This is a genomic window from Comamonas sp. C11, assembly GCF_024496285.1.
GTDB lineage: Bacteria > Pseudomonadota > Gammaproteobacteria > Burkholderiales > Burkholderiaceae_C > Comamonas > Comamonas testosteroni_F.
In genome coordinates, this window is record NZ_CP101743.1 from 3,566,887 (window position 1) to 3,589,814 (window position 22,928).

General features: G+C 61.0%; 19 protein-coding genes. 9 read left to right on the forward strand and 10 right to left on the reverse strand.

Translation table 11 applies throughout. The features are described from left to right. Positions 1–207: 207 nt before the first annotated feature. The 4 genes from metC to NOX35_RS16400 all read right to left on the reverse strand — a co-directional run bounded on the left by metC (position 208) and on the right by NOX35_RS16400 (position 4,762). Positions 208–1,440, reverse strand: a complete 1,233-nt coding sequence (gene metC, locus NOX35_RS16385) for a cystathionine beta-lyase (protein ID WP_256494026.1) — start codon at positions 1,438–1,440, stop codon at positions 208–210. A 21-nt stretch (positions 1,441–1,461) separates the two neighbouring features. Next, positions 1,462–2,448: a Bug family tripartite tricarboxylate transporter substrate binding protein gene (locus NOX35_RS16390; RefSeq protein WP_371878490.1), complete on the reverse strand. Its 987-nt coding sequence runs from the start codon at positions 2,446–2,448 to the stop codon at positions 1,462–1,464. A 35-nt stretch (positions 2,449–2,483) separates the two neighbouring features. Next, positions 2,484–4,073 (reverse strand): rhodanese-like domain-containing protein, encoded by a 1,590-nt coding sequence (locus NOX35_RS16395; protein ID WP_256494027.1) that lies wholly within the window; start codon positions 4,071–4,073, stop codon positions 2,484–2,486. Between the two features lie 98 nt (positions 4,074–4,171). Next, positions 4,172–4,762: a cysteine dioxygenase family protein gene (locus NOX35_RS16400; protein ID WP_182283273.1), complete on the reverse strand. Its 591-nt coding sequence runs from the start codon at positions 4,760–4,762 to the stop codon at positions 4,172–4,174. 95 nt (positions 4,763–4,857) lie between these two features. Here NOX35_RS16400 and NOX35_RS16405 point away from each other — a divergent pair, with 95 nt between their 5' ends. Then, positions 4,858–5,718, forward strand: coding sequence for a LysR substrate-binding domain-containing protein (locus NOX35_RS16405; RefSeq protein ID WP_182283274.1), 861 nt, complete (start codon positions 4,858–4,860; stop codon positions 5,716–5,718). Positions 5,719–6,042: 324 nt separating this feature from the next. Here the strand turns inward: NOX35_RS16405 and sbcB are convergent, their stop codons facing one another. Both sbcB and rtcR read right to left on the reverse strand, forming a co-directional pair. After that, the gene (sbcB, locus tag NOX35_RS16410; RefSeq protein ID WP_256494028.1) at positions 6,043–7,482 is read right to left on the reverse strand and encodes an exodeoxyribonuclease I; all 1,440 of its coding nucleotides are present in this window, start codon (positions 7,480–7,482) and stop codon (positions 6,043–6,045) included. A 102-nt stretch (positions 7,483–7,584) separates the two neighbouring features. After that, a complete protein-coding gene (rtcR, locus tag NOX35_RS16415; protein ID WP_256494029.1) occupies positions 7,585–9,195 on the reverse strand; it encodes an RNA repair transcriptional activator RtcR in 1,611 nt (536 codons plus the stop codon). 202 nt (positions 9,196–9,397) lie between these two features. Here rtcR and NOX35_RS16420 point away from each other — a divergent pair, with 202 nt between their 5' ends. The 4 genes from NOX35_RS16420 to rtcA all read left to right on the forward strand — a co-directional run bounded on the left by NOX35_RS16420 (position 9,398) and on the right by rtcA (position 15,000). Then, entirely contained in the window at positions 9,398–10,975 is a 1,578-nt protein-coding gene (locus NOX35_RS16420) for an RNA-binding protein (protein WP_256494030.1), read from the forward strand. A gap of 823 nt (positions 10,976–11,798) precedes the next feature. Next, positions 11,799–13,025 (forward strand): RtcB family protein, encoded by a 1,227-nt coding sequence (locus NOX35_RS16425; protein ID WP_256494031.1) that lies wholly within the window; start codon positions 11,799–11,801, stop codon positions 13,023–13,025. Positions 13,026–13,078: 53 nt separating this feature from the next. After that, positions 13,079–13,927 carry a nucleotidyltransferase domain-containing protein gene (locus NOX35_RS16430; protein WP_256494032.1) on the forward strand — a complete coding sequence of 283 codons (849 nt, stop codon included), beginning with the start codon at positions 13,079–13,081 and terminating at the stop codon, positions 13,925–13,927. A gap of 35 nt (positions 13,928–13,962) precedes the next feature. Beyond that, positions 13,963–15,000 (forward strand): RNA 3'-terminal phosphate cyclase, encoded by a 1,038-nt coding sequence (rtcA, locus tag NOX35_RS16435; protein WP_256494033.1) that lies wholly within the window; start codon positions 13,963–13,965, stop codon positions 14,998–15,000. A 17-nt stretch (positions 15,001–15,017) separates the two neighbouring features. On the opposite strand, the gene NOX35_RS16440 is transcribed toward rtcA, so the two are convergent. Next, on the reverse strand, positions 15,018–15,863 hold the full coding sequence (locus tag NOX35_RS16440; RefSeq protein WP_256494034.1) for an NAD-dependent protein deacetylase: 846 nt from the start codon (positions 15,861–15,863) through the stop codon (positions 15,018–15,020). Next, on the reverse strand, positions 15,863–17,302 hold the full coding sequence (gene cls / locus NOX35_RS16445) for a cardiolipin synthase (protein ID WP_371878551.1): 1,440 nt from the start codon (positions 17,300–17,302) through the stop codon (positions 15,863–15,865). Before cls ends, NOX35_RS16440 begins: the two co-directional genes overlap by 1 nt. Positions 17,303–17,469: 167 nt before the next feature. Here cls and NOX35_RS16450 point away from each other — a divergent pair, with 167 nt between their 5' ends. Beyond that, entirely contained in the window at positions 17,470–17,766 is a 297-nt protein-coding gene (locus NOX35_RS16450; protein WP_256494035.1) for a helix-turn-helix transcriptional regulator, read from the forward strand. An 84-nt stretch (positions 17,767–17,850) separates the two neighbouring features. Continuing rightward, positions 17,851–18,438 carry a GAF domain-containing protein gene (locus NOX35_RS16455; protein ID WP_256494036.1) on the forward strand — a complete coding sequence of 196 codons (588 nt, stop codon included), beginning with the start codon at positions 17,851–17,853 and terminating at the stop codon, positions 18,436–18,438. Positions 18,439–18,466: 28 nt separating this feature from the next. Here the strand turns inward: NOX35_RS16455 and NOX35_RS16460 are convergent, their stop codons facing one another. Then, positions 18,467–19,315 (reverse strand): fumarylacetoacetate hydrolase family protein, encoded by an 849-nt coding sequence (locus tag NOX35_RS16460; protein ID WP_182283284.1) that lies wholly within the window; start codon positions 19,313–19,315, stop codon positions 18,467–18,469. A gap of 49 nt (positions 19,316–19,364) precedes the next feature. Continuing rightward, the gene (locus tag NOX35_RS16465; RefSeq protein WP_182283285.1) at positions 19,365–20,096 is read right to left on the reverse strand and encodes an aspartate/glutamate racemase family protein; all 732 of its coding nucleotides are present in this window, start codon (positions 20,094–20,096) and stop codon (positions 19,365–19,367) included. Positions 20,097–20,360: 264 nt separating this feature from the next. Here NOX35_RS16465 and NOX35_RS16470 point away from each other — a divergent pair, with 264 nt between their 5' ends. Then, positions 20,361–21,668, forward strand: a complete 1,308-nt coding sequence (locus NOX35_RS16470) for an MFS transporter (protein WP_182283286.1) — start codon at positions 20,361–20,363, stop codon at positions 21,666–21,668. 31 nt (positions 21,669–21,699) lie between these two features. After that, complete coding sequence (locus NOX35_RS16475; protein ID WP_371878491.1) at positions 21,700–22,926, forward strand: serine hydrolase domain-containing protein; 1,227 nt, start codon at positions 21,700–21,702, stop codon at positions 22,924–22,926. Positions 22,927–22,928 lie beyond the last annotated feature (2 nt).

Below are 22,928 nucleotides of genomic sequence, written 5' to 3' on the forward strand. Positions count from 1 at the left end.
CATCTATCGACTGGTTCTGGAAGTCGCTTCAGGCGGTCTGTCTGAGGCTCTGCATCTAAATGACCGCGCCTAGCTAGAAAGAGGCGCTCCTTGCGGCATCTTGGCAAACACAGAAAAACTGCTATTCGGTGACAGCGCTATCCCACCGTTCGCCCTGCTCTTCATGCAGCATGCAGACCCCTTGAGTCGCCCAGACACCTTCGAGGCTCAAACAAACGCTTGAGTATTCCTGATCAAGTCATTGATTCCTGAACTCTCAAACGCTTGTGCTAGATCCGCGATCAAATCCTGCGGGTCTTCCAAACCGATGTGCAGTCTCACGACCGAGCCACGCTGACTCCAGTCAGTGACGCTGCGAGCCTGCGTCATTTGTGCTGCAACTACCAGGCTTTCATAGCCTCCCCATGACGCACCCAGCCCAAACAGTTGCAGATTGTCGATGAAACTATCCACGCCTTCAGCGGTGATGCATGGCTTCAGCTCAAAGGAAATCAGACCATTTGTACCTGCGCAATCCCTTCGCCATAGATCATGTCCCTCATGACCAGGAAGTGCAGGACAAAAGACTGTCTGCACAAGTGGGTGCTGCTCAAGCCAGCGCGTCACGGCCAGGGCATGCTCCCCATGCATGCGTAGCCGCGCGGATAAGGTGCGCAAGCCTCGCAGCACCAGCCACGCATCGTCGGGACTGACCGTCATGCCAAAAGCATCGCAGCGCTCAGCCAGTGGCTCCCAGACAGCTTGTGTAGTGGCGACCGTACCCATCATGACATCCGAATGCCCTGACAGATATTTGGTGGCAGCCATAATGGAGATGTCGGCCCCCAGCGTCAGAGGCCGGTACTGCACGCCTGAGCCCCAGGTATTGTCGACTGCGACCAGCGCCCCCTGCGCGTGGGCCATGGCAGCCAGTGCCGGCAGATCGCACATTTCATAGACGAACGAACCCGGACATTCGGCATACAGCATGCGGGTATTGGGGCGCATTTTGGCGGCTGCATCGCTGCCGTCTGCCGCAAAGAAGCTGTATTCAATACCGTAGGGTTGCAGAAACTGCTGCGTCAGATGCCGCACCGGCTGATAAGCACTGTCGGTGACGAGCACGTGGTCGCCCGGCTTCAGATAGCTGAGCAAAGCCATGCTTACGGCTGCCAGCCCGGTGGGCAAGAGCCGCGTGCGATAGGCGCCCTCCAGCTCGCTGACCGCATCTTCCAAAGCAAAGCTGGTCGGCGTGCCGCGCGCGCCGTAACTGAAAATGCGCTCCTGACCACGCCGAGCACGCATCTCTCGTTGCTGGGCAGTGCTTTCAAACACTACAGTGCTGGCTCGCACAATGGCTGGATTGACAGCACTGCCACCCACATAAGCGGGAGACATTCCCATGTGAGTCAGGCGCGTTCCCAAACCAGGAGTCGACGCTTGCTGATCTTTGCTCGTCATGATGATGTCCTGAAATCCGGATCAGTCCAACTTTGCACCGGACAGTTTGACCACATGGCTCCAGCGCTTGGTGTCGCTATTGAGCTGGGCAGCAAAGGCCTCGGGGGTGCTCGCCACCACTTCACTGCCGCCATCGGTGACCAGCTTGCTGACTTCGGGCTTGCGCAGCGTCTTGACAATGGCCTCGTTCAGATAGGCAACACGCTCGGGCGGAGTCCCGGCCGGGGCAAAAAAGCCGTACCAGTCTTCAAACGTGGAGTTTTTATAACCCAGCTCCTCCAACGTGGGCACCTTGCCGAAAACACCAACCCGACGTGGACTGGTGACGGCCAGTGCGCGCACCTGACCGCCTTGAATCATGCCGGCAACCGATGAGGTCGAGGTGATCAACACATCCACCTGATGACCCAGCAAATCATTGATGGCCGGGCCGGCGCCCTTGTAAGGCACATGGGTCATGGTCACGCCGCTTTCCTTGGCCAGCACCACACCGACCAAATGCGACAAGGTACCGTTGCCGGGCGTGGCATAAGTGACCTTGCCGGGCTCAGCCTTGGACTGGGCCGCCAGATCGGCAAAACTTTTGAGTTTCGATCCAGCTGCGACCACGATGGCAAGCGGTGCCGCATTGACCTGTGTGACAGGAATGAAGTTTTTGAGTGGATCAAAGCCTGGTGCGCTGTACAGAGAGGGGTTGACCGCCATCAGCGAGACCTGCCCCGTCAACAAGGTGTATCCGTCGGCCCTGGCCTCGGTCACCGCCTTGGCGCCAATGTTGCCGCCCGCCCCGCCCTTGTTTTCTACGACGGCCGGCTGCCCAGTGAACTCTGGCAAGCGTGTAGTAACCCAGCGCGTGGTTGCATCGTTGCCGCCCCCCGGAGGGAAAGGCGAGACAAAGCGAATGGGCTGGCTGGGAAAGCCATTGCGCTGCGGCAAGGTTTGCGCATGCCCCTGCGCAGCAAGCACAACGCCCATGAAAACGGTAGCCAGAGAACGGATAGCAAGCATGGTTTCTCCCGGAAAGTGCGAAACGAATTGCGCGGTCAGGCGGCGCAGGAGTGGGGGGATTCAGAGCTAGGCAGCTGAAATGCTGCGAGCTCTTGTGCATCGAGTTGCTGCACCAGCCCGGTTTCCCAAGCCAGGTACTGACGAGCGGCCTCCTTGTTGCCGTCGTGGCGGTCATGCACGAAGAACAGGTAATCAATGCAATCGTGATTCGCTGGGGTATCGGCACTGGCCACCACCGGCAAGCCAGCTTGCTGCCACGCAGCCATGCCCTCTTGCAGCAGGCTTACCGACTCCGGCAACTCCAGCGATGCCCATTGCGCCAAAGCCGGCTCATCAGACACCAGCACGATGCTGCGTTTCTCATCACGCAAGTTCTGGGCCAGTCGCGATCGAATCGACCAGACTGCCCCAGGAATATGGGCAGCCCGGTATTTCATGCTGGCCCGCAGGTCGACCAACAGCACCTCATCGCGTTCAATACGGGCTTGCAGCTCGGCAACCGTCATCCGGTGCAGTTGCGGCCTGACAGTTTCTGAAGAGCTGGCTAACTCCAGGCCGCTGTGCACGCCATCGATGAGCACGCAGGCGTCCTGTCCCATCTGGCGCAGCCAGCTGGCGATCACGGCAGCGCGCACGCCGTCGCTATCAAAAAGCACCAGCCGTGCACCGCGCACGCCGATGAATTGGTCGCCTGCCTGCACCAGTTGACCACCCGGTGTGTGCTGGGCGCCAGGCAGGCTGCCGGCGGCGAATTCCTCAGGTGTACGCACATCGCATAGAAACAGGCTGCGTTCGTTGTCCGCAGCCCATTGGCTGACCGTCTGGGCAGTGACCCAAGGCACGTCAAAGCGCTGTGCCAGCTGCTGCGCCTGAGATTGCAATGCGCCGCTGCCCGAGTCGTCGGCATAACGGCTTCTGCCGCCATGCTCCAGTGATAGGTCGTTCAGAAACCAGCCTTGCGTACCGTTCTCCAGAGCGTATACGGGGTTGGAGATTCCCAGGTTGATCAGCGTCTGCGCACCCAGGATGGAGCGCGTGCGCCCGGCACAGTTGATGACAACAGGTGTGCTGTCATCAGGAACCAGCGAGCGGATGCGATAGGCCAGCTCGCCATTGGGGCAGCATATGGCGCCAGGTATGTTCATCTTGTGGAACTCGGACACCGGCCGACCATCCAGCACCACCAGCGGTTCGCCCGAAGCCTGCTTGGCCGCCAGCTGCTGGGCCGTGATGCGTGGCGTGCCATAAGCATGCTCCACCAGCTCTCCAAAGGTTTTGGAAGGCAGGTTCACTCCTGCAAACAGCACATAGCCTGCAGCTTTCCATGCCTTGGTACCGCCTTCCAACACATGGACATCGGTATAGCCCAAAGCCTGCAGGCGCTGCGCCGCCCGCAAAGCCACGTTTTCCGTGTCGGCCTCGCCGCTGTCATACACCACCACACGCACCGGCTTGCGCGGCACCAGTCGCGGCACATCGATTTCAAGGCGGCTATAGGGCAGCGGGGTGCCGTAGAACAAATGCGACTCGCCATACTGGCCATGCTCGCGCACATCCAGCACGGCGATTTCCTGGCCATCATGTAGCCAGGACTTGAGTTGGGAAGCGGTGACAAATTGAGTCATAACACGTGATTTGGCAAATTTCAGGCAAAGCTGCGCCCGCGCACATCAAAGTGCACTACAAAGCAAAAAGGAATCAGGCTTGGCTGATCAGCAGCGCATCAGCGCCTTGTCTGCACGCCAATCGACATGGTTTGGCATGTCCCGGCCTGCAGGTCGTAGCCGGTTCGGCCATTCAGTGTCTCCAGTGCGCGGCCATACATGTGCAGATGACGGATCACCTGCTCACCTTGGATTTCCACAGAGTGGATGTCTTCCGCCATCAACGCAATCCCCGTTCCGGGCTGGACGATGACCAGGTCGACCTCCCTGAGCGTGCCCTTGCCTGGCACCGAGCCATCGTCGGTTCGCTCGTAAACCCGGTTGTGCTCCGTGCCTTGCACAGCCGCAATGCAGGCCCAGGTCGTGTGGTTGTGCGGCACGATGCGCTTGCCTGGGCGCATGACGTTCAGATACAGCGCATAGCTCTGATCCGCATCCTCGGCAATCATGTAACGCGCCTGATGCTCATCGCCCTCAGGTGGCGGAAAGTCCTCGGCTCCCCAAAGCTGGCTTTGCTCGGCCAGACCTATTAGCTGAGCCAGAACTTTTTCCAGGCTCTGGCGCGTTTCAGGGCCACTACCAATTGCGCACTTCATTGCCGAAATTGCTGTCTGTACAGCGCTATTACGTTGTTCTGTCATCGTGGTCAAAGCAAGCTCCTTGGTTGAATGACAACCAATGTAGCGAGCGACTTTAATGCGAACAATCCCAATAGTTCAACCATATACTTAAGAAAAACTTATATATGGACACACTGGATCTAGACCAACTACGCACGCTGGCGACCATTGCCCGCCAGCAGAGCTTTGCCGCTGCAGCCGTGCAACTGGGCTGCACTCAATCGGCCATCACCCAGCAGATGCAACGGCTGGAAGACAAAGTGGGCCACACGCTGTTTGAAAAACAAGGCCGGCAAAAGCGCTTGACCGAGCATGGCCAGCGCCTGCTCGGTTATGCCCAGCGCATGTTGGCGATTCACGATGAAGCGCTCAGCAGCCTTCGAAATCAGCATCTGGAAGGATTGGTGCGCATAGGCGCACCGCATGATGTTGCCGACACTCTGCTGCCACCGGTGCTGAAAGAGATCGCACTGAAATTTCCCGGCATGCTGATCGACATCCATATGGAACGCAGCCCGTTTCTGATGGAGTCGCTCAAGCAGGGTGAGCTGGACATGGTCATCTCCAACCGCGATGACACCACATTCGAAAGCTTTGCACTGCGCTCCAGCCCCACGGTCTGGCTGTGTGGTGCGAACTATGTGCATGACCCAAGCAAGCCTCTGCCCCTGGTGCTCGCGAGCGGGCCCAGCATTTTTCGCCGCCTGGCCTGCGATGCGCTAGACGCAGCGGACATTAGCTGGACACCGCGCCATACTTGTACCAGCCTGGTGGGCATACGTGCAGCCCTGCGCGCCGACCTGGGGATCACTGCGCGCGGCGTTGAGCAGTTGGACCCCGGTCTGCGTGTACTGAGCAATGGCGACGGTTTGCCTCCCCTTCCCGATCTGGTCTACAAACTCTATATACGCAGTCATGTTGTCAACCCGATCACACGCCAGGTGTTCGAAAACCTCAGGGCTCGTATGTGGTTGCCTGGTACGTGAGCCCCATCTCTGGTGCATTGAGGCGTCACTTGGGCAGTTTGAATGATGCGCAAGCCAGCGTGCGCAACATGACTGGTAGATCCGAACAAGCGACCACAAGTGACCAGCTTCCTGATCGCCTGCAACGATGGATTGGCCGCTCACTAGAGCTTCAGCCGGTAAAAATCAATGCAGAGACGAGCACCCAAGCGAGACCTCCCTACCCCTAGCTGTAAGGGCCTGCGAGCGCATCATCACCAAGCTAGAGCCAAAGATAAAAGGCTGCTGACGGTATTCAGTGGAAGCAGCCTTTCTGGATGGCGATGAGCAGCAGGAATGGGTCGATCAGGCCTCGGGCACCATGGCGTCGGCATAGTCATAGAGCTCGCCCAGAATCTCCTCGGCGCGCTCGTCGGCGGTTTCGGACAGGCTGTCGATCATGGCAAACATCTGCTCGGCCGTACGTGCCCCGCCCTGGCCTTCGATCAGGCAGGCTGCGCGGTGCTCCTCCCAGCGCTGCTGCTCCCGGGCATCGAGCGTCTGCGGGAAGTTGCGCGCACGATAGCGCCAGACCAGCTCAGTCAGGCGTGCGTCGTCAAAGCCGGTCTTGTCCAGCGCCAGCTCCTGGGGCGAGAGGCGCTTGATGCGCTCCAGACGGCGGCGGTCCTCGTTGCCTACAAAGTCGCCATACAGATCCTGGTCGGCGTCCAGCGGCTCACCCGCCTCGCGCGTGAAGACGGCCTTCCATTGGGCGCTCATGTCGGGCAGGTCGCGGGCCATCGCCGCATGCTGCATCGCCAGTTCCATGTCCACGCCCCATTTTTCGGCCATGGCCGGGCTCAGGGTCTTGAGGCTTCCCACCACCATGGGCGACTTGTTGACGTGGATGCTCTTGATGGGCAGACGAGTCATGCCCTCGGGCAGTTCGGCCTGACGCGTGAACAGCCGCAGGCGCAGGTCCTCGATGCTGATGCCCGAAAGCTCGGTCGGGTCAGCCGCCAGATCCCAGCAGATGACTTCGTTCTTGTTGGTCGGGTGGGTGGCCAGCGGCCACATCACGGCCAGGCAGCCGCGCGCAGGGCTGATCATGCCGGTCACATGCAGGAAGGGGCGCGCGTGCTCCTGCGTGGCGGGCAGGCCCATCTCACGCAGAGCGCCGTCCTTTTTATGCAGGCCAAAGGCAAAGTCAAACAGGCGCGGCTGCTTTTCGCGGATCAGCCGCGCCAGGGCAATCGTGGCGCGCACATCACTCATCGCATCGTGGGCCTGCTCGTGCAGCAGGCCATTGGCGCGGGCCAGGTCCTCGAGTTTGAAGCTGGGCGTGCCGTCTTCCTTGTTCGGCCACTGAATGCCGTCGGGGCGCAACGCATAGACCATGCGCACCACATCCAGCAAATCCCAGCGGCCGCAGCCGTTCTGCCACTCGCGCGCATAAGGGTCGGTGAGATTGCGCCAGAACATGAAACGCGTAATCTCGTCGTCGAATCGAATGGTGTTGTAGCCCACGCCCACGGTACCGGCCTGGGCCAGCTCGGCCTCGATCAGCGCTGCAAACTCGTGCTCGGCAACGCCTTCCTGCAGTGCACGCTGGGGCGTGATGCCCGTGATCAGGCAGGATTGCGGATCGGGCAGATAGTCATTGGCCGGCTGGCAGTACCACATCACGGGCTCGCCGATTTCGTTGAGCTGGTCATCCGTGCGTATGCCCGCAAACTGCGCGGGACGGTCATAGCGCGGCTGGGCGCCAAAGGTTTCGTAGTCGTGCCAGAAGAAGGTATGAGCCATGGGCCTGAAGTATGCCTGCGAACCGGCACAGCTTGCGGCTCAGCCTCATCAGCTTAAAGCCTTTTTGGCCCTTATCCCTTATTAATAAAGCGCAAGCAGCTATCAAAATGATTGTTTGAGCTGCTCCCAATTCAAACCAAATTTGTGCAGAAATTTGCGCAGCCGGTCTGCATCGTTGACCACGGCTTTTTGCTGGCGCGACTGGTCAAACAGTTTGCGACCTGCATCGGACAGCGTGGTCGATGCGCGGCAGACAGTGATGACGGACTGCAGTTGCAAGCGGTCAAACAGATCGATCTGGGCGATGGCATCTTCGGACAGATAGTCGCCCAGATCCAGCTCGGCCTTGGGCAGGACATGGCTATGCGCATGCTGCCACAGCCAGTCCAGGCGCTTGATCTCGGCCTCCACCTGCCTGGTCGTGATGCGACCGCTGTCGGCCAGCGTGGCCAGCCGCGTGATGCTGGCCGCAAGGTCGCGGAAGTTGCCGCTCCAGGGAGCCTGGGCAGACTTGGCAAACTGCAGATACAGCGCCCTGGCCTCGGCGTTGAAGCGCACGGAGCTGCCGGTCTCGGCCACGGCCCGCAGCAGCAGGTGGTCGATATTGGGCTCCAGATCCTCGGGGCGCTGTGCCAGGCCCGGCAAGGTATAGGACCAGAGATTGATACGCGCAAACAGGTCTTCGCGAAAGCGCCCCTCGGCCACATCGACGCGCAGGTCACGGTGAGTGCCAGCTATGAGCTGAAAGTCGCTGCTGACCTCCTTGTCGCTGCCCATGGGGAAAAAGCGCTTTTCCTCCACGGCCTTGAGCAGCATGGCCTGCTCGTCCAGACCGAGCTCGCCGATCTCGTCGAGAAACAGCACGCCTTCATGCGCGGTGCGCAGCAGGCCGGCACGGTCTGCCGCCGCCCCGGTGAACGCTCCCTTTCTGTGGCCAAACAAGGTGGAGGCCGCGCCGTCGCCACGCAAGGTTGCGCAGTTGACCTCGACAAAATCGCCAGCCACCTGGTGGCGCGATTTCTTGAGCTCGAAGATGCGCCGCGCCAGATGCGACTTGCCCGCACCTGTGGGCCCGGTGAAAAGAATCGGTGCACGCGAGCGAATCGCCACGCGCTCTATCTCTTCAATCAACTGGTTGAACTGCGGGTTGCGCGTGGCAATGCCGTTCTTGAGGAAGTCCAGCGCCTCGGTCTGGGCCTGATGGAAGCGCTGTGCCAGAGCTTCGTAGCGCGTGAGGTCCAGATCGATCAGGATCATGCTGCCCGGCGAGCCCGCCTGCTGCTTGCGCGGTGGCGAGGTCTGCAGCAGCACTCCCGGTATCTGGCGCGACTCCACCATCAGGAACATGCAAATCTGCGCCACATGGGTGCCCGTGGTGATGTGTACCCAGTAATTCTCGCGCTCGGTATCAAAGCGGTAATTACGCGCCCAGTCGTAAAGCGCGGCATACATCTCGCCAAAGTCCCAGGGGTCCTGAACATCGGAGTCCACCAGATTGACCCGGGTTTCGGGCGAGACATTGGCAATGTCCTGCACCAGGGTCTGCGCCAGCTTGTCGTAGCGGCTGGAGTACAGCAGCTCCAGCCGGTCTATCACCTGGTCTTCATGCTGCATCAGCGACACCGTAGGCCGCCACTTGCTCCAGCGCCCTGCCCCTTGCCCCGAATCGAGCTGAGTGCCCATGAAACCAATCACCACGTTCTTTTTTGACATATCTTTCTAGATAAATATCTATCTTTAATTCTAATAATCTTTCAACTCTTCTTCCAACGCATCTGCCACCCAAAGTAATTGAAATGAAATTTATCCAATTAATTCAATGACTTGAAAATTAACCACTCCACCTTCGAGAAGTTGGCACACCGCTTGCAATAACCAAAGCATCTGCAAGTTGAATGCAAACAGGAGAAGAAGAATGGTCAACACGCAATTGTTTCAAACCAGCCGCGGTGCACTGACTGCAGCCGCCAACACGGTCAATCGGGAAGGCGCCGCAGCCTATGCCTTGAGCCCCCGCCACCAGTTGGCCCAGATGGCCGTGACCGGCTGCCTGAGCCAGACTTTCTATGCAGGCGACCAGGATCAGCTGGAGCAGCTGGGCAATCTGGTACTGGAAGTGGACACGCGCTTTGCAGCCCAGACGGCCGTCTATGCCCGCCAACGCGGCTATATGAAGGACATGCCAGCCACCCTGGCTGCCGCGCTGGCTGTCTGGGATACCGCGCTGCTGAGCCAGGTGTTTGGCCGCGTGATCGACAACGGCAAGATGCTGCGCAACTTTGTGCAGATCATGCGCAGCGGCGCCATGGGTCGCAAGTCCCTGGGCTCGGCACCCAAGAAGCTGGTGCAGAACTGGCTGCTCAATGCGAGCGAGAAGCAGCTGCTCAGCGCTGCCGTGGGCCAGCAGCCTTCGCTGGCCGATGTGGTGAAGATGGTGCACCCCAAGCCTCAGGAGGCCTGGCGTTCCGCATGGTTTGCCTGGTTGATCGGCAAACCGTTTGATGAAGCGCAGCTGCCGCCCATCACCCAGGCTTTCGAGCGCTTCAAGCGCGATGTGGCCCAGGGCCTGTTGAGTGCCGAGCTGCCTGATGTGCCGTTTCAGATGCTGACCGCACTCGAGCTGAACGCCCAGCAATGGGCGCAGATCGCCCACAGCGGCTCATGGCAGATGGTGCGCCAGAACCTGAACACCTTTGCACGCCATGGCGTGTTCGAGATCAAGGGGATGACGGCACTGATCGCCCGCAAGCTGGGAGATGCCGACGCCGTGGCCAGGGCCCGTGCCATGCCCTATCAGCTGCTGTCGGCCTACCAGGCTGCCGGTGAGAAGGTACCGGCCCAGGTGCGCGATGCGCTGCAGGACGCCATGGAGCATGCCATTGCCAATGTGCCCTGCTTTGCAGGAGCGGTAGTGGTCTGCCCCGATGTATCGGGCTCCATGCACAGCCCTGTGACGGGTTATCGCGCCGGAGCCACCACGGCGGTGCGCTGCATCGATGTGGCCGGCCTGATGGCCGCCGCCGTGCTGCGCAAGAACAGGACGGCACGCGTGCTGCCCTTCGAGCAGAAGGTGGTGAAGCTGGAACTCAACGGCCGCGACTCGGTGATGACCAATGCGAGCAAGCTGGCAAAGATCGGCGGCGGCGGCACCAACTGCAGTGCACCACTGAAGCAGCTGGCCGATGAAAAGGCACGGGTGGATGTGGTGATCATGGTCTCGGACAACGAGTCATGGGTCGATGGTGTGCGCCGCGGTGCCACCGAAACCATGCAGCAGTGGGAGCGCATCAAGCAGCGCAGCCCCAATGCCCGGCTGGTCTGCATAGACATCCAGCCCTATGGCACGACGCAGGCCATGGAGCGCGACGACATTCTGAATGTCGGCGGCTTCAGCGATGCGGTATTCGATGTGGTGGCAAGTTTTGCCGAAGGCAGGCTTGGCGCGGAACACTGGGTGGGCGAGATCGAGAAGATCGCTCTCGAGTCCCAGTGAGAGTTGAAAGCACGGCCCAGCAAACCGAAGGTTTGCATTTGAGACGAGGCGCCTAGCCGCAGGCAGTACAAAAGTACGACAAGGCTGAGCAACGACGTATCAAGGTCCGTGTTAGCAACTCGGAGTTGAAGTGATCATCTGTTGTTGGCGAATGCTGGTGGGACTACATATCCAAACTGTCCCGTCTCACCAACCCCTTGTCGCCCGCCGCAGATGTCCTGAATGAAGTGGAACGGTTTGAATGACTGGCTGCGAATGCCGGTGGAACTACATGGGTGCCCGGATTGCAGGTTCGATTCCTGCCCGCCTCGTCGGATCGAAAGATCAACGAGCGGTAGCCAAAGGTACAGCACGGGTTATGTTTCACCCAACCCTTGTCGCAGCAAGACATTCATCACCATGGTTTGAGTTTGGCGCGAATGCCAGCAGGACTACATCGGTTGCCACGGGTTCGATTCCCAAGCCGGGAAACCGGTCACGGCTATGTCTTGCTTCTCTGGTCGCGCCGCCTTTTTTGAACACGACTTGCGCAAGCGTGAGTCCAAATGAATTATCGGTTTGGCTGCCTTGTAGCGAATGCCGGTGGAACTACAGACTTTTAATCTCGTGGTCGCGGGTTCGAATCCCGCCAGCAGTTGCAAAGCTGTTGTAGCTCAGCCTGGTAGAGCACGATGTTTCACCACCCCTTGTCGCTGCAGGGCAGTCATCCATGACAGGAACAACAAGGAAACGACTTACGCAAAACAGGTTCAGGCAAGACGACTGCCTCAGTCGGCAGTCCGCTGTTGCCTTCCAGTTTGTGCAAGTCCGAAAGGAAATCAAGATGTCCGAACAGAATTACCAACTGCTGGAAGTCGCTGGCGGCGTGCCCGTCAAGATGTGGACCAAGGGCGTGCCCGTGGAATCCGAGGCCCAGCAGCAACTGGCCAACGCCGCGCGCCTGCCCATTGTCTTCAAACATATCGCCGCCATGCCCGATGTGCACCTGGGCATTGGTGCCACCATCGGCTCGGTGATTCCCACCGTCAAGGCCATCATCCCTGCGGCCGTCGGCGTGGACATCGGCTGCGGCATGATGGCCGCCAGGACCACGCTGCGGGCCGAAGACCTGCCCGACAGCCTGGCCACGCTGCGCTCGGCCATTGAAAAGGCCGTGCCCCATGGATCGGCGCCCAAAAGCCGTGGCCGTGACCCTGGCGCCTGGGAGAACCCTCCCGATCTGGTGGACCAGAAATGGGCCACGCTGGTGGACGAATTCGACGCACTATGCGAGCTGCACCCTCGCCTGGAAAAGACCAATAACCGCAAGCATCTGGGAACCCTGGGTAGCGGCAATCACTTTGTGGAAGTGTGCCTGGACGAAGTCGGCTTTGTCTGGTTCATGCTGCACTCGGGCTCGCGCGGCGTGGGCAATGCCATCGGCAACCATTTCATCGAGCTGGCCAAGAAGGATGCCGAGCTGCACCAGCGCAATCTGCCCGACCGGGACCTGGCCTACCTTGAAGAAGGAGCCCGCTACTTTGGCGACTATGTGCGCGCCGTGTCCTGGGCCCAGAAGTTCGCCATGAGCAACCGCGAAGTGATGATGGCCAACCTGATCGCCACCGTGCGCCAGGTGATTACCAGGCCTTTCGAGTCCCATGTGGAGGCCGTGAACTGCCACCACAACTATGTGCAGAAGGAACATCACTTTGGCGAGGATGTGTTCGTCACCCGCAAGGGCGCCGTGAGCGCCAAGCGCGGCGAAATGGGCATCATCCCCGGCAGCATGGGCGCGCGCAGCTATATCGTGCGCGGCCTGGGCAACCCCGAGAGCTTTGAAAGCTGCAGCCACGGCGCGGGCCGCGTAATGAGCCGCACCAAGGCCAAAAAGCTGTACTCGGTGGCTGACCAGATCAAAGCCACCGAAGGCGTGGAATGCCGCAAGGACGAGGGCGTGATCGACGAGATCCCCATGGCCTACAAGGACATCGACGCCGTCATGGCCGCCCAGAAGGACCTGGTGGAAGTGGTCCATACCCTCAAGCAGGTGATCTGCGTCAAGGGTTAGCAAATGCAGCGGGAGCATGGGTTCTCGCTGCCTGTAGAAGAACGAGCACCATCATGCAAACCGTTGAACAAGAATTCAAACCCCAAGAGAGCGTGCTGAGCGCACACCCGATATCCGATGCCATGCGCAGCGCCGTGCAAGCCCAGCTCAAGGCACTCGAACGCGAACACGATGTAAAGGTGCTGTTTGCCTGCGAATCAGGCAGCCGTGGCTGGGGCTTTGCTTCGCCCGACAGCGACTATGACGTGCGCTTTGTCTATGTGCCACGCCTGCCCTGGTATTTGCGCACCCGCGCGGGCCGCGATGTGATCGAGCTTCCTGTGAGCGCCGAGCTGGACGTGAGCGGCTGGGAACTGCGCAAGACGCTACAGCTGATGCAGGCTTCCAATCCGGTGCTGCTGGAGTGGCTGCGCTCGCCCGTGGTCTATTGCAGCGAGACCGCCTGGGTCAAGCGCCTGCACGAGCTGGCGCTGCAGAGCTTTTCGCCAGTGCGCGGCTACCACCACTATCTGTCCATGGCGCGCAAGACCATGAAGAGCCACTTGCGCCCGAAAAGCGAGGTCGTGAAGTACAAAAAATACTTTTACGCGCTGCGCCCGTTGCTAGCCGCACGCTGGATACGCGAGATCGGCGGCGTGCCGCCCATGCGCTTTGCCGAGCTGGCGACGGCGCTGCTGCATGATGCCGAACTGCTGAGCGAACTCAATGCCTTGCTGACGGTCAAGATGCGCGCCGGTGAAGCGGCCACCAGCGCCCCCTGGCCTCGCATACAGGAGTTTCTGCAGACCGAGCTGGCCCTGGCCGAACAATATGCGCCGCAGGCCAAGCCATTGCGCGCCGAAACGGTGCAAGCAGCCGATGCGTTATTGCTGGAGGCCGTTGCGCGCTTCAACACCCAATAATCGAGAAAAAAATCAAGAACAAGAGGAATAGGACAATGATAGAAATCGACGGCTCCCAGGGCGAAGGCGGCGGCCAGATACTGCGCAGCGCCTTGGCCCTGTCCATGTGCACGGGCCAGGCTTTTGCCCTGACCCGGATCCGCGCGGGCCGCTCCAAGCCGGGGCTGATGCGCCAGCACCTGACCTGCGTTCACGCAGCCATCGAAATCAGCAGCGCCCGGGCGGAAGGTGCAGAGCTGAATTCGCAGGCTCTGCAGTTCACGCCCGGCACCGTGCACTGCGGCAGCTATGCGTTCAATGTGGGATCGGCCGGCAGTTGCACCCTGGTGCTGCAGACCGTGTGGCCCGCGCTGATGCTGGCCGCTGGCGAAAGCCGGATCCAGCTCAGGGGCGGCACGCACAACCCCATGGCTCCGCCCTTCCACTTCCTTGAGCGCAGCTATGCGCCGCTGCTGCGCCGCCTTGGCGCACCTGTGCAACTGACACTTCAACGTCACGGCTTCTACCCCGCCGGAGGCGGCGAGTTCGAGGCCGTGATCGGCGGCGCCAGAGAGGTGCTGACCCCGTTTGACCTCAACGAGCGCGGCAGCGCACTCGAGGCGTATGCGGACTGCCTTGCTCCAGCCCTGCCTTCGTCGATTGCCCGGCGCGAACTCAACAAGCTGGCTGCCCTCATGGACTGGCAACCCGGACAGCTGCGCCAAGCCGGCGTGCGCCAGAACGAGGGGCCTGGCAATGCGCTGCTGGGCACGCTGGTGCACGAGCAGGTGACCGAGGTCTTCACCGAATTCGGCGAAAAAGGCGTAACCGCCGAAACCGTGGCCACCCTGCTGGCGCAGGAAATGCGCCGCTACCAAAGCAGCGACGGCGCACTGGGCCCACACCTGGCTGACCAGTGGGTGCTGCCGCTGGCGCTGGCCGTGCATTTGCGCGGGCAGCCCGCCAGCTACAGCTGTACGGAGCTGACGCCCCACGCACTGAGCAACTTCGCGGCGATTCAGCGCTTTCTGCCTGTGCGAATCACGACGAAGGCCGGGGCAAGTTCCCATCTGGTGCAGATCGCCCCGGGCTGATCCCCTTGCGCGAGCAGCTAGAGGCTCAGGCTCGTCAAGACCTGCCCCACATCGGCTTCGAGCTTGAAGTCCAGCAATGCATCGGCTCGCGTCACCCCCTGGTTGATGGCCACGATGGACTTGCCCTGCTCATGCGCTGCCAGCGCAAAGCGGTAACCCGAATACACCATCAATGAAGAGCCGGCGATCAGCACGGCGTCGGCCCTGGCCACGGCAGCCATGCAGGTCTGCACGCGTTCACGCGGCACCGTCTCGCCAAAGAACACCACGTCGGGCTTGATCAGGCCGGTACCGCAATGTGGACAGGCCGGCACGACAAAGCGGCTGAAGTCCTGGTCTTCCAGGTCGGCATCACCATCGGGCGCTGGTGCGGCATACAGTTCAGCCCAGGCCGGGTTCAGCGCCAGCAGGCGCTGCTGCAGATCGGCGCGGGCAGAGCGCTTGCCGCAGTCCATGCAGCGCACGGTGTCGATGCGACCATGCAGGTCCACGGTGTTCAGGCTTCCGGCCGCATCATGCAGGCCATCGACATTCTGGGTAATCAGCAGCTCCAGCCAGCCTTGCTGCTCCAGCCGCGCCAGTGCCTGATGGGCGGAACCGGGCCGCGCCTGGCCCATCACGCGCCAACCCAGCATGGAACGCGCCCAGTAGCGCTGACGCACCAGCACATCGCCAATGAAGGCCTGATAGGTCACGGGCTGCGGACGCTTCCACTGCCCGTTGCGATCACGATAGTCGGGGATACCGACTTCGGTACTGCAGCCGGCGCCGCCAATGACAACCACACGCGGGTGCGCATGCAGCCAGTCTTGCAGGCGCCACAGCGCCAGAGCGTCCACACAATGGTTCACGGTTTCACCCATTACAGCAGCGGCGATGTCAATCGGGCGACGGAACCGAACAGCCGTCGCCGCAGACCTTTTTCGCTGCGATATTGCACCATTCGAGCTTGGCCCAGGTCGGCCTCGAACTGGGCAGCGATGGCCTGATTCAGCTCTGGCCCATAGCCGATCACGCAGACCTCGTAGTTGAGGAAAAAACTGCGATAGTCAAAATTGGCCGTACCAATCATGGCCATATTGTCGTCGACCACCAAGGTCTTGGAGTGCAGCATGCTGGCTGCATATTCATAGATGTGTACGCCACAGCGAATCAGCTCGTCAAAATAGGAGCGCGCAGCGGCCGTCACCAGTAGCGAATCAGACTTCTTCGGCACCAGAATGCGGACCTCCACACCGCGCAGCGCGGCATTGGTGAGAGCCGTCAGCGCGCCTTCGGTCGGCACAAAGTAAGGCGTGGTCAGCAAGATGCGTTGCTGGGCCGCGTTGATGGCCGCCAGATAAGCTCGGTAGATGGCGTCCAACTGGTCGTCAGGCCCCGAGGTCACAACCTGCATGGGGATGGGGCCGTCCTCGCAATCGGGCAACAGATCATCGAGATCGTCGGGCAGGCGGTGCGGATCCTCGTTGCGGGTGTAGGCCCAGTCCTCAAGAAAAACTGTCTGCAGCCAGTTGACGACGGAGCCTTCGACCCGGATATGCACGTCGTGATAGGCATCGTCACAAATGCGCTCGTTCTCTTCATCGGTGACGTTCACGCCGCCCGTAAAACCCACTTTTCCATCGCAGACCAGAATCTTGCGGTGGGTACGGAAGTTGACCACGGGTCGCAGCCGCCGCCCAATCTTGGCGTCGTGAAAGCGCAGCACCTCGGCCCCGGCCTGCTGCAGCGGCTCCAGGAATTTTCGCCCCAGCTTCTTGGAGCCCAGAGCATCCACCAGCAAGCGCACCTGCACGCCTGCGCGTGCTTTCTCGATCAGCAAATCACGCAAGGCCGTACCGGTCTGATCGGGCTCATAGATGTAGTACTCCAGATGCACATGGTGGCGTGCTGCATTCACGGCCTCGGCAATCGCATCAAAGGTCGCGGCGCCCCCTGCCAGCAACTGCATGGAAGTGGCCGTGCTTACCGGGAAGTCGCTGGTCATGCCAACCAGCCGCGCCACCTGACGCAGGCGCTCCTGCTGGGCGGGAATGCGTTCCCTGAGCTTTTGCATGCTGTTGCGCACACGCGAACGCTTGCGCGAGCGCAGCCGCTTGATACGCTGGCGCTTCATGCGTTGTGGACCGAAGTAGTAATAGACCAGCAGACCCACCACGGGCAGCGCTGCCATGGACAAGAGCCAGCTCAGCGTGGCAATCGGCTGGCTGCGCTGCAGCAGAATCCAGATGCCCACCACGATGACATACAGCGACCAGCCCACGGACAGCCATAGCTTGACGCTCTCGTGGCTCAGCTGCATTGCTATCCAGTCCAATTGCGCACTCCTGTTGTTCGATGAACCATCACCACCATGCCCTCGCAGTATGGCAGCGGCATGGCAGACTGCGGCGGTCCACCTGACCGGGGAAACACTCTCCAGCAGGCGCCATGCTTTTGCACCGCGCTACAAAGAGTATATTGATACGCATGACTTCCGAACTCATCACCACTCTGGCCCAGGCCCGCAAGGCCGCCCGCATCACCCAGGCCGATCTGGCCGAACGTGCCGGCCTGTCGCGCATGGCCGTACAGCGCACTGAAACCGGCGATGTCGATCCGCGCTTTTCCACTCTGCAGGAAATGGCCCGTGTGCTGAATATGGAACTGATCGCCGTGCCCGCCGAGCTGCATGCCCAGGTGCTGGCACTGATTCGGCCCCAGACCGACCAGACGGCTGCAGCCGACGACATCGCCAGACCGGTGACCGGCCAGGATTCACCTTGAAGCCTTACGTATTGTTAACTTGAGAACCCTGTTTGCTCGGCCACAATGGTCCGAGTTTTTGCGCGACATTCAGAGGTTTGAGAGATGGCGATTCACAACTGGGACTACGCACCGGAGGCACTGGAGGTACAGGTCAGCGAATTGTTGCTGGCCACGGCAGATCGAAGCGACGAACTGGTCGATGAAAACGTGCGCCTGGTCCTGCAGGAGCTGCGCCAGCACCTCAATATGGAGGTGATTTTTGTCTCCGAGATCCGCAACGGCCAACGCATGTTCCAGCATGTCGATACTGCCCCCGGCAAGGAATGGATTGCTACCGGCGGCGGCGGTCCCCTGGAAGAGTCGTTTTGTCAGTGCGTGCTCGACGGTATTCTGCCTGGCCTGGTCCAGGATGCGACCAGCCACCCTGCCTTTGCCAAGCTGCCTGCAACTCCTTTTCGCGTGGGCGCCCATCTGAGCACGCCCATCGTGCTGGCCAGCGGCAAGGTCTACGGCACGCTCTGCTGCTTCAGCCAGGCGGCCGATGAAAGCCTGACGGCCAAGGACCTGCAAAAACTCGAATGCGTGGCCAGGATCACAGCCAGGCGAATCGATATCAAGCAGGCCCAGCAGCTCCAGCCGGCCGAAGAAAAGCGCACGCCTTCCGGCCCGGCTTCTCCCGGAAAGCTCTGAAAACCAGCTCTCCGGGAAAAAAGCTGCGTCAGTTCACTGCCACGCAGACCTGGCGTTGCTCGCCCAGTCCGTCAGCCCCCAGCCGCACCACGTCGCCGGGCTTGAGAAAGACGGGCTGCGGCTTTTGTCCCAGGCCCACGCCCGCAGGCGTTCCGGTAAGAATCACATCGCCGGCCTCCAGCGTCATGAACTGGCTGATATACGAAATGAGCGTGGGCAGGCTGAAAATGAAGTTGGCCGTATTGCCGCTCTGCATGCGCTTGCCGTTGACTTCCAGCCACAGGCCCACACGATGCGGATCGGCAATTTCGTCGGCCGTCACCAGCCAGGGGCCCAGCGGCGCAAACGTGTCATGGCTCTTGCCCTTGGTCCAGGTGCCGCCACGCTCCAATTGCCAGCCGCGCTCGGACACATCGTTGGCCAACAGATAGCCGGCCACATGGGACAGAGCCTGCTCCTCGGTCACGCGCCGCGCGCGGCTGCCGATGACAACGCCCAGCTCAACCTCCCAGTCGACCTTGTCCGCGCCCTGCGGAATCTGCACCGCATCGCCCGGACCGCAGATCGCCGTCACGGCCTTCATGAACAGCACGGGTTCGGCCGGCGCTGGCAGTCCGGCCTCGGCCGCGTGGTCAGCATAGTTGAGGCCCGCACAGACCAGCTTGCCCACCTGTGCCACGGGGCAGCCCAGGCGTGGCGCTCCGTCAACCTTGGGCAAACGACTCCGGTCCGTATACCGTATGCGCTCGAGCGCATCGGGACCTAGCTGGCCCGGGCCCCAATCGGACACCAGGGCCGATGCATCACGCAGCACGCCGTCGGCGTCCAGCACGCCCGGGCGCTCCGCACCCACGCTGCCATAGCGAAGCAGTTTCACGATGGTTGTCTCCTTATGAATCGGTCAGTGTCGCCCTCTAAGGTCTTCATCATGCAACATCGAACAGGCGGCCCCAGCCTTTGACGGCGGAAGGATCACGCCCGGCCGCGCGCAGCATGCCCCAGACCGTGGTACTCACGGTATCGAGCAGCGGCACGCCCCAACGGCGCTCCACCTCTTCGGCCAGGTGCGCAGCGCGCAAATTGGTGCAGTAAGTCACGACGGTGTCAGGTTTGCCTTCTTCGATCACGTTGCCGATGAGTTGCAGCAGTTGCTCGGGCTCCACCAGCGCAAAGCTGTGGTTGACCGAGATGTCCAGATGGCGCTCTGCCGTGGTCTCGACGCCTGCGGCGCGGTAGTTGTTGACGATGCATTGCTGCACGTCCGCCGTGTACGGGCTGACGATGGCCAGCTTCTTCACGGAGAGCTTTTCCATCAGCTCATTGAGTGCCAGGATGGCCGTCGTGGCCTTGATGCCGGTGCGCTCGGCAATACGCTCGCACAGCCGCATATCGGTCTCAAAGCCCCGCCATCCTGCGGCCGTGCCGCTCCAGCCGATCACGTCCACCTTGGCATCGGCCAGCAGCTCGGCTGCGGCCAGGATCTTGCTGTCGTCAAACTGGTTCAGTGCCCCCTCGGCCAGCGAAATCTCAGTCACCGTGAAGCGCGAAAAATGGGCCGAGCAATTGCCGGCACTGGCAGCCAGTGCGCTGGTCAGAGGCTCCAGCGCGGTGTTGGAAGAAGGCGTGAGCACGCCCAGGCATGTCGTAGTTGCAGTCATCTTGCTTGTCTCCTTTGTATGGCCAGCCGGCATTGTTCACCTCGCCAAAACAAACGTCAACAATATTGTTGACAATAAATCAAAGTCAAATCACTCAAAGTTATCTGACAAGAAAATCTTTACTTCGTCACCGCCGTTCGCCTCACAGCATATTTCAGAGAATAATTCTCAAATAGGTGTTTACGATATTGTTGACACAATTGTCGACATTTAGATTTCGACCTCACATCGAACAACCAATCAACCGATGGAGCGAGACCCGAGATGCAAAACCCAACCACACTTGCCACGCCGCAGGCGGCGGCAGCGCCGACCAAGGTGCGCTGGAAGATCTTCCTGATGATGCTTTTCCTGATCGCAGTCAATTACATTGACCGCGCATCGCTGTCCGTGGCCATGCCCATGATCGCCAAGGAGTTCGATCTCAGCCCTGCCGTTCAGGGCCTGCTGATGAGCTCCTTCTTCTGGACCTATGCCTTCATGCAGATTCCCGGAGGCATGCTGGCCGACCGTTTCGGCCCACGCGTGGTCATCGTCTGCTCCACCCTGGGTTGGGGCTTCTTCCAGGCCATCGCCGCAGCTTGCACCGGCTGGGTGTCGCTGCTGATCACCCGTCTGGGTCTGGGCGCCTCCGAGGCCCCCATCTACCCCGCAGGCGGCAAGCTCAACGGCATCTGGATGACCCAGAACGAACGCGGCCGCGGCGCCACGCTGCTGGACGGTGGCGCACCGCTGGGCGCCGCCCTGGGCGCGCTGATCATCGCCGGCCTGCTGACCCACTTCGACTCCTGGCGCGTGTCCTTCGTCGTCGCGGGCGTTGGCACCATGATCGCGGGTGTCTTTGCCTGGTGGTATATCCGCAACCATCCCCGTGAGCACGCCGGCGTCAATGAAGCCGAAGCTGCCTTCATCGAGGAAGCACATGCCGCCGACCTCGCCGCCGAGCCCGCCCATGCCAGCGGCAAGGTAATGGACTTCTTCAAGTACCGCTCGGTATGGGGCATGTTCTTCGGCTGGATGTGCTTCAACGCGCTGTTCTACGGCCTGCTGACCTGGATGCCCACCTACCTGTCCAAGGTGCATGGCATGGACATCAAGCAGATGGGCGGCGCCGTGTTCATCATGTTCTTCTCCGGCTTCGTCGGTGAGATGGTCGGCGGCTGGATTGCCGACAAGTGGAAGGCTGCGGGCGCTTCGCAAGCCAAGGTGCTGCGCACGCTGTTCGGTATCGCCTCGATCATCGCCACCATCGCCATCTACAACGTGGCCCGCTTCAAGGACCCCGTGACCATCGTGATCCTGCTGTCGGTAACGCTGTTCTTCCTGCGCTGGTGTGGTCTGTTCTGGTGCGTTCCCTCCATTCTGGGCACCCGCAAGCGCGTCGGCTTCCTGGGTGGCGTCATGAACCTGGGCGGCAACTTCGCCGGCATCGGCGTACCCATTCTGGTGGGCGTGATCGTGCAGGCCACCGGCTCCTACGACATGGCCATGATGCTCTTCGCTGCTGCGGGCGCAGGCCTCTTCGTCTGCTCGTCGATCGTGATCGACTACAGCAAGAAGATCCCGGTCTAAGTACCGCCCCCCGCCTCGCCTGGACACTTTGATGGAGAACCCCATGCCCTTGCCCACACGCCAAGCCTTGGCCCTGACCTGCGCCACGGCCATCGCCTCAACCCTGAGCGCATATGCCGCCACGCCAGCCAGCCGCAACTCCGTCGCCGTCCAGGCGAGTCACGATTTCCCTGCTGCCGCCCCCGAGTCCGTAGGCGTGGATTCGCGTCCTCTGGTGCAGTTATCCGAGATGATCCGCAAGGAAAACCTCGACGTGCGCAGCTTTCTCGTCGTCAAGGACGGCAAGCTGATCTATGAGCGCTACAGCCAGGGCCTGACGCGCAACCACAACTACGAGCAGTACTCCATCACCAAGAACGTGACGGCCCTGGCCGCCGGCGTTCTGGTGGACGAGGGCCGCAGCAAGCTCGACGAGAAAGTGGCGCCCATCCTGGCCAAGGCCCGCCCCGACCTCCAGGACGCCTTCTCCGACAAGCAATCCATCGAACTGCGGCATGTGCTGTCCATGTCCACGGGCCTGGTCTATAACTTCAAGCCCACCGACGACCCCATCTACTACGGCGCCCCCGACCGTCTCAAGCTGGCGGCCGAAACTACGCCCAAGGTAGCGCCCGGCACGACCTTCGACTACACCGACGTCAACCCCATCCTGGCCAGCGCCACGCTGGGGGCCAACGCCGGTATGCCACTGCAGGACTTTGCAAAGGAGAGACTCTTCAAGCCCATGGGCATGAGCCATTACGCCTGGGAGCGGGCTGACGACAAAGGCCTGGTCTCCTCCGGCTGGGGGCTACGCCTGCGCGCAGTGGACATGGCCAAGCTGGGCCAGTTGGTGCTGACCGGCGGCCGCTGGGACGGCAAGCAGATCGTCTCCCAGGCCTGGGTCCGTACCATGACCGCGCCCGCCTCGGCGCCATGGTATGGCTATTACTGGTGGATCAACGACATCGTCGCCACCGAGCCCGAAACCCACGCCATGGGCCTCAAGGGCCAGTTCATTGTGGTTTTGCCCGAGCGCAATGCCGTGGTGGTCATGACCAGCATGCTGCCCATCGAAGGCGGCCTGCGCGAATCCCGGAACGTGCTGGCCATCCGCCGCATGGTCAATGACTACGTGCTGCCCGCGCTGAGCAACCAGGCCCATGCCAAACCCACGCCCGCCCGCCACAAGGCGTTGGCGCGCGAACTCGAACTCGCATCACAACACCAGGGCAAGTCCGGAGCACCGGCAGACCCTACCGACACCCCGAAACTCTGATA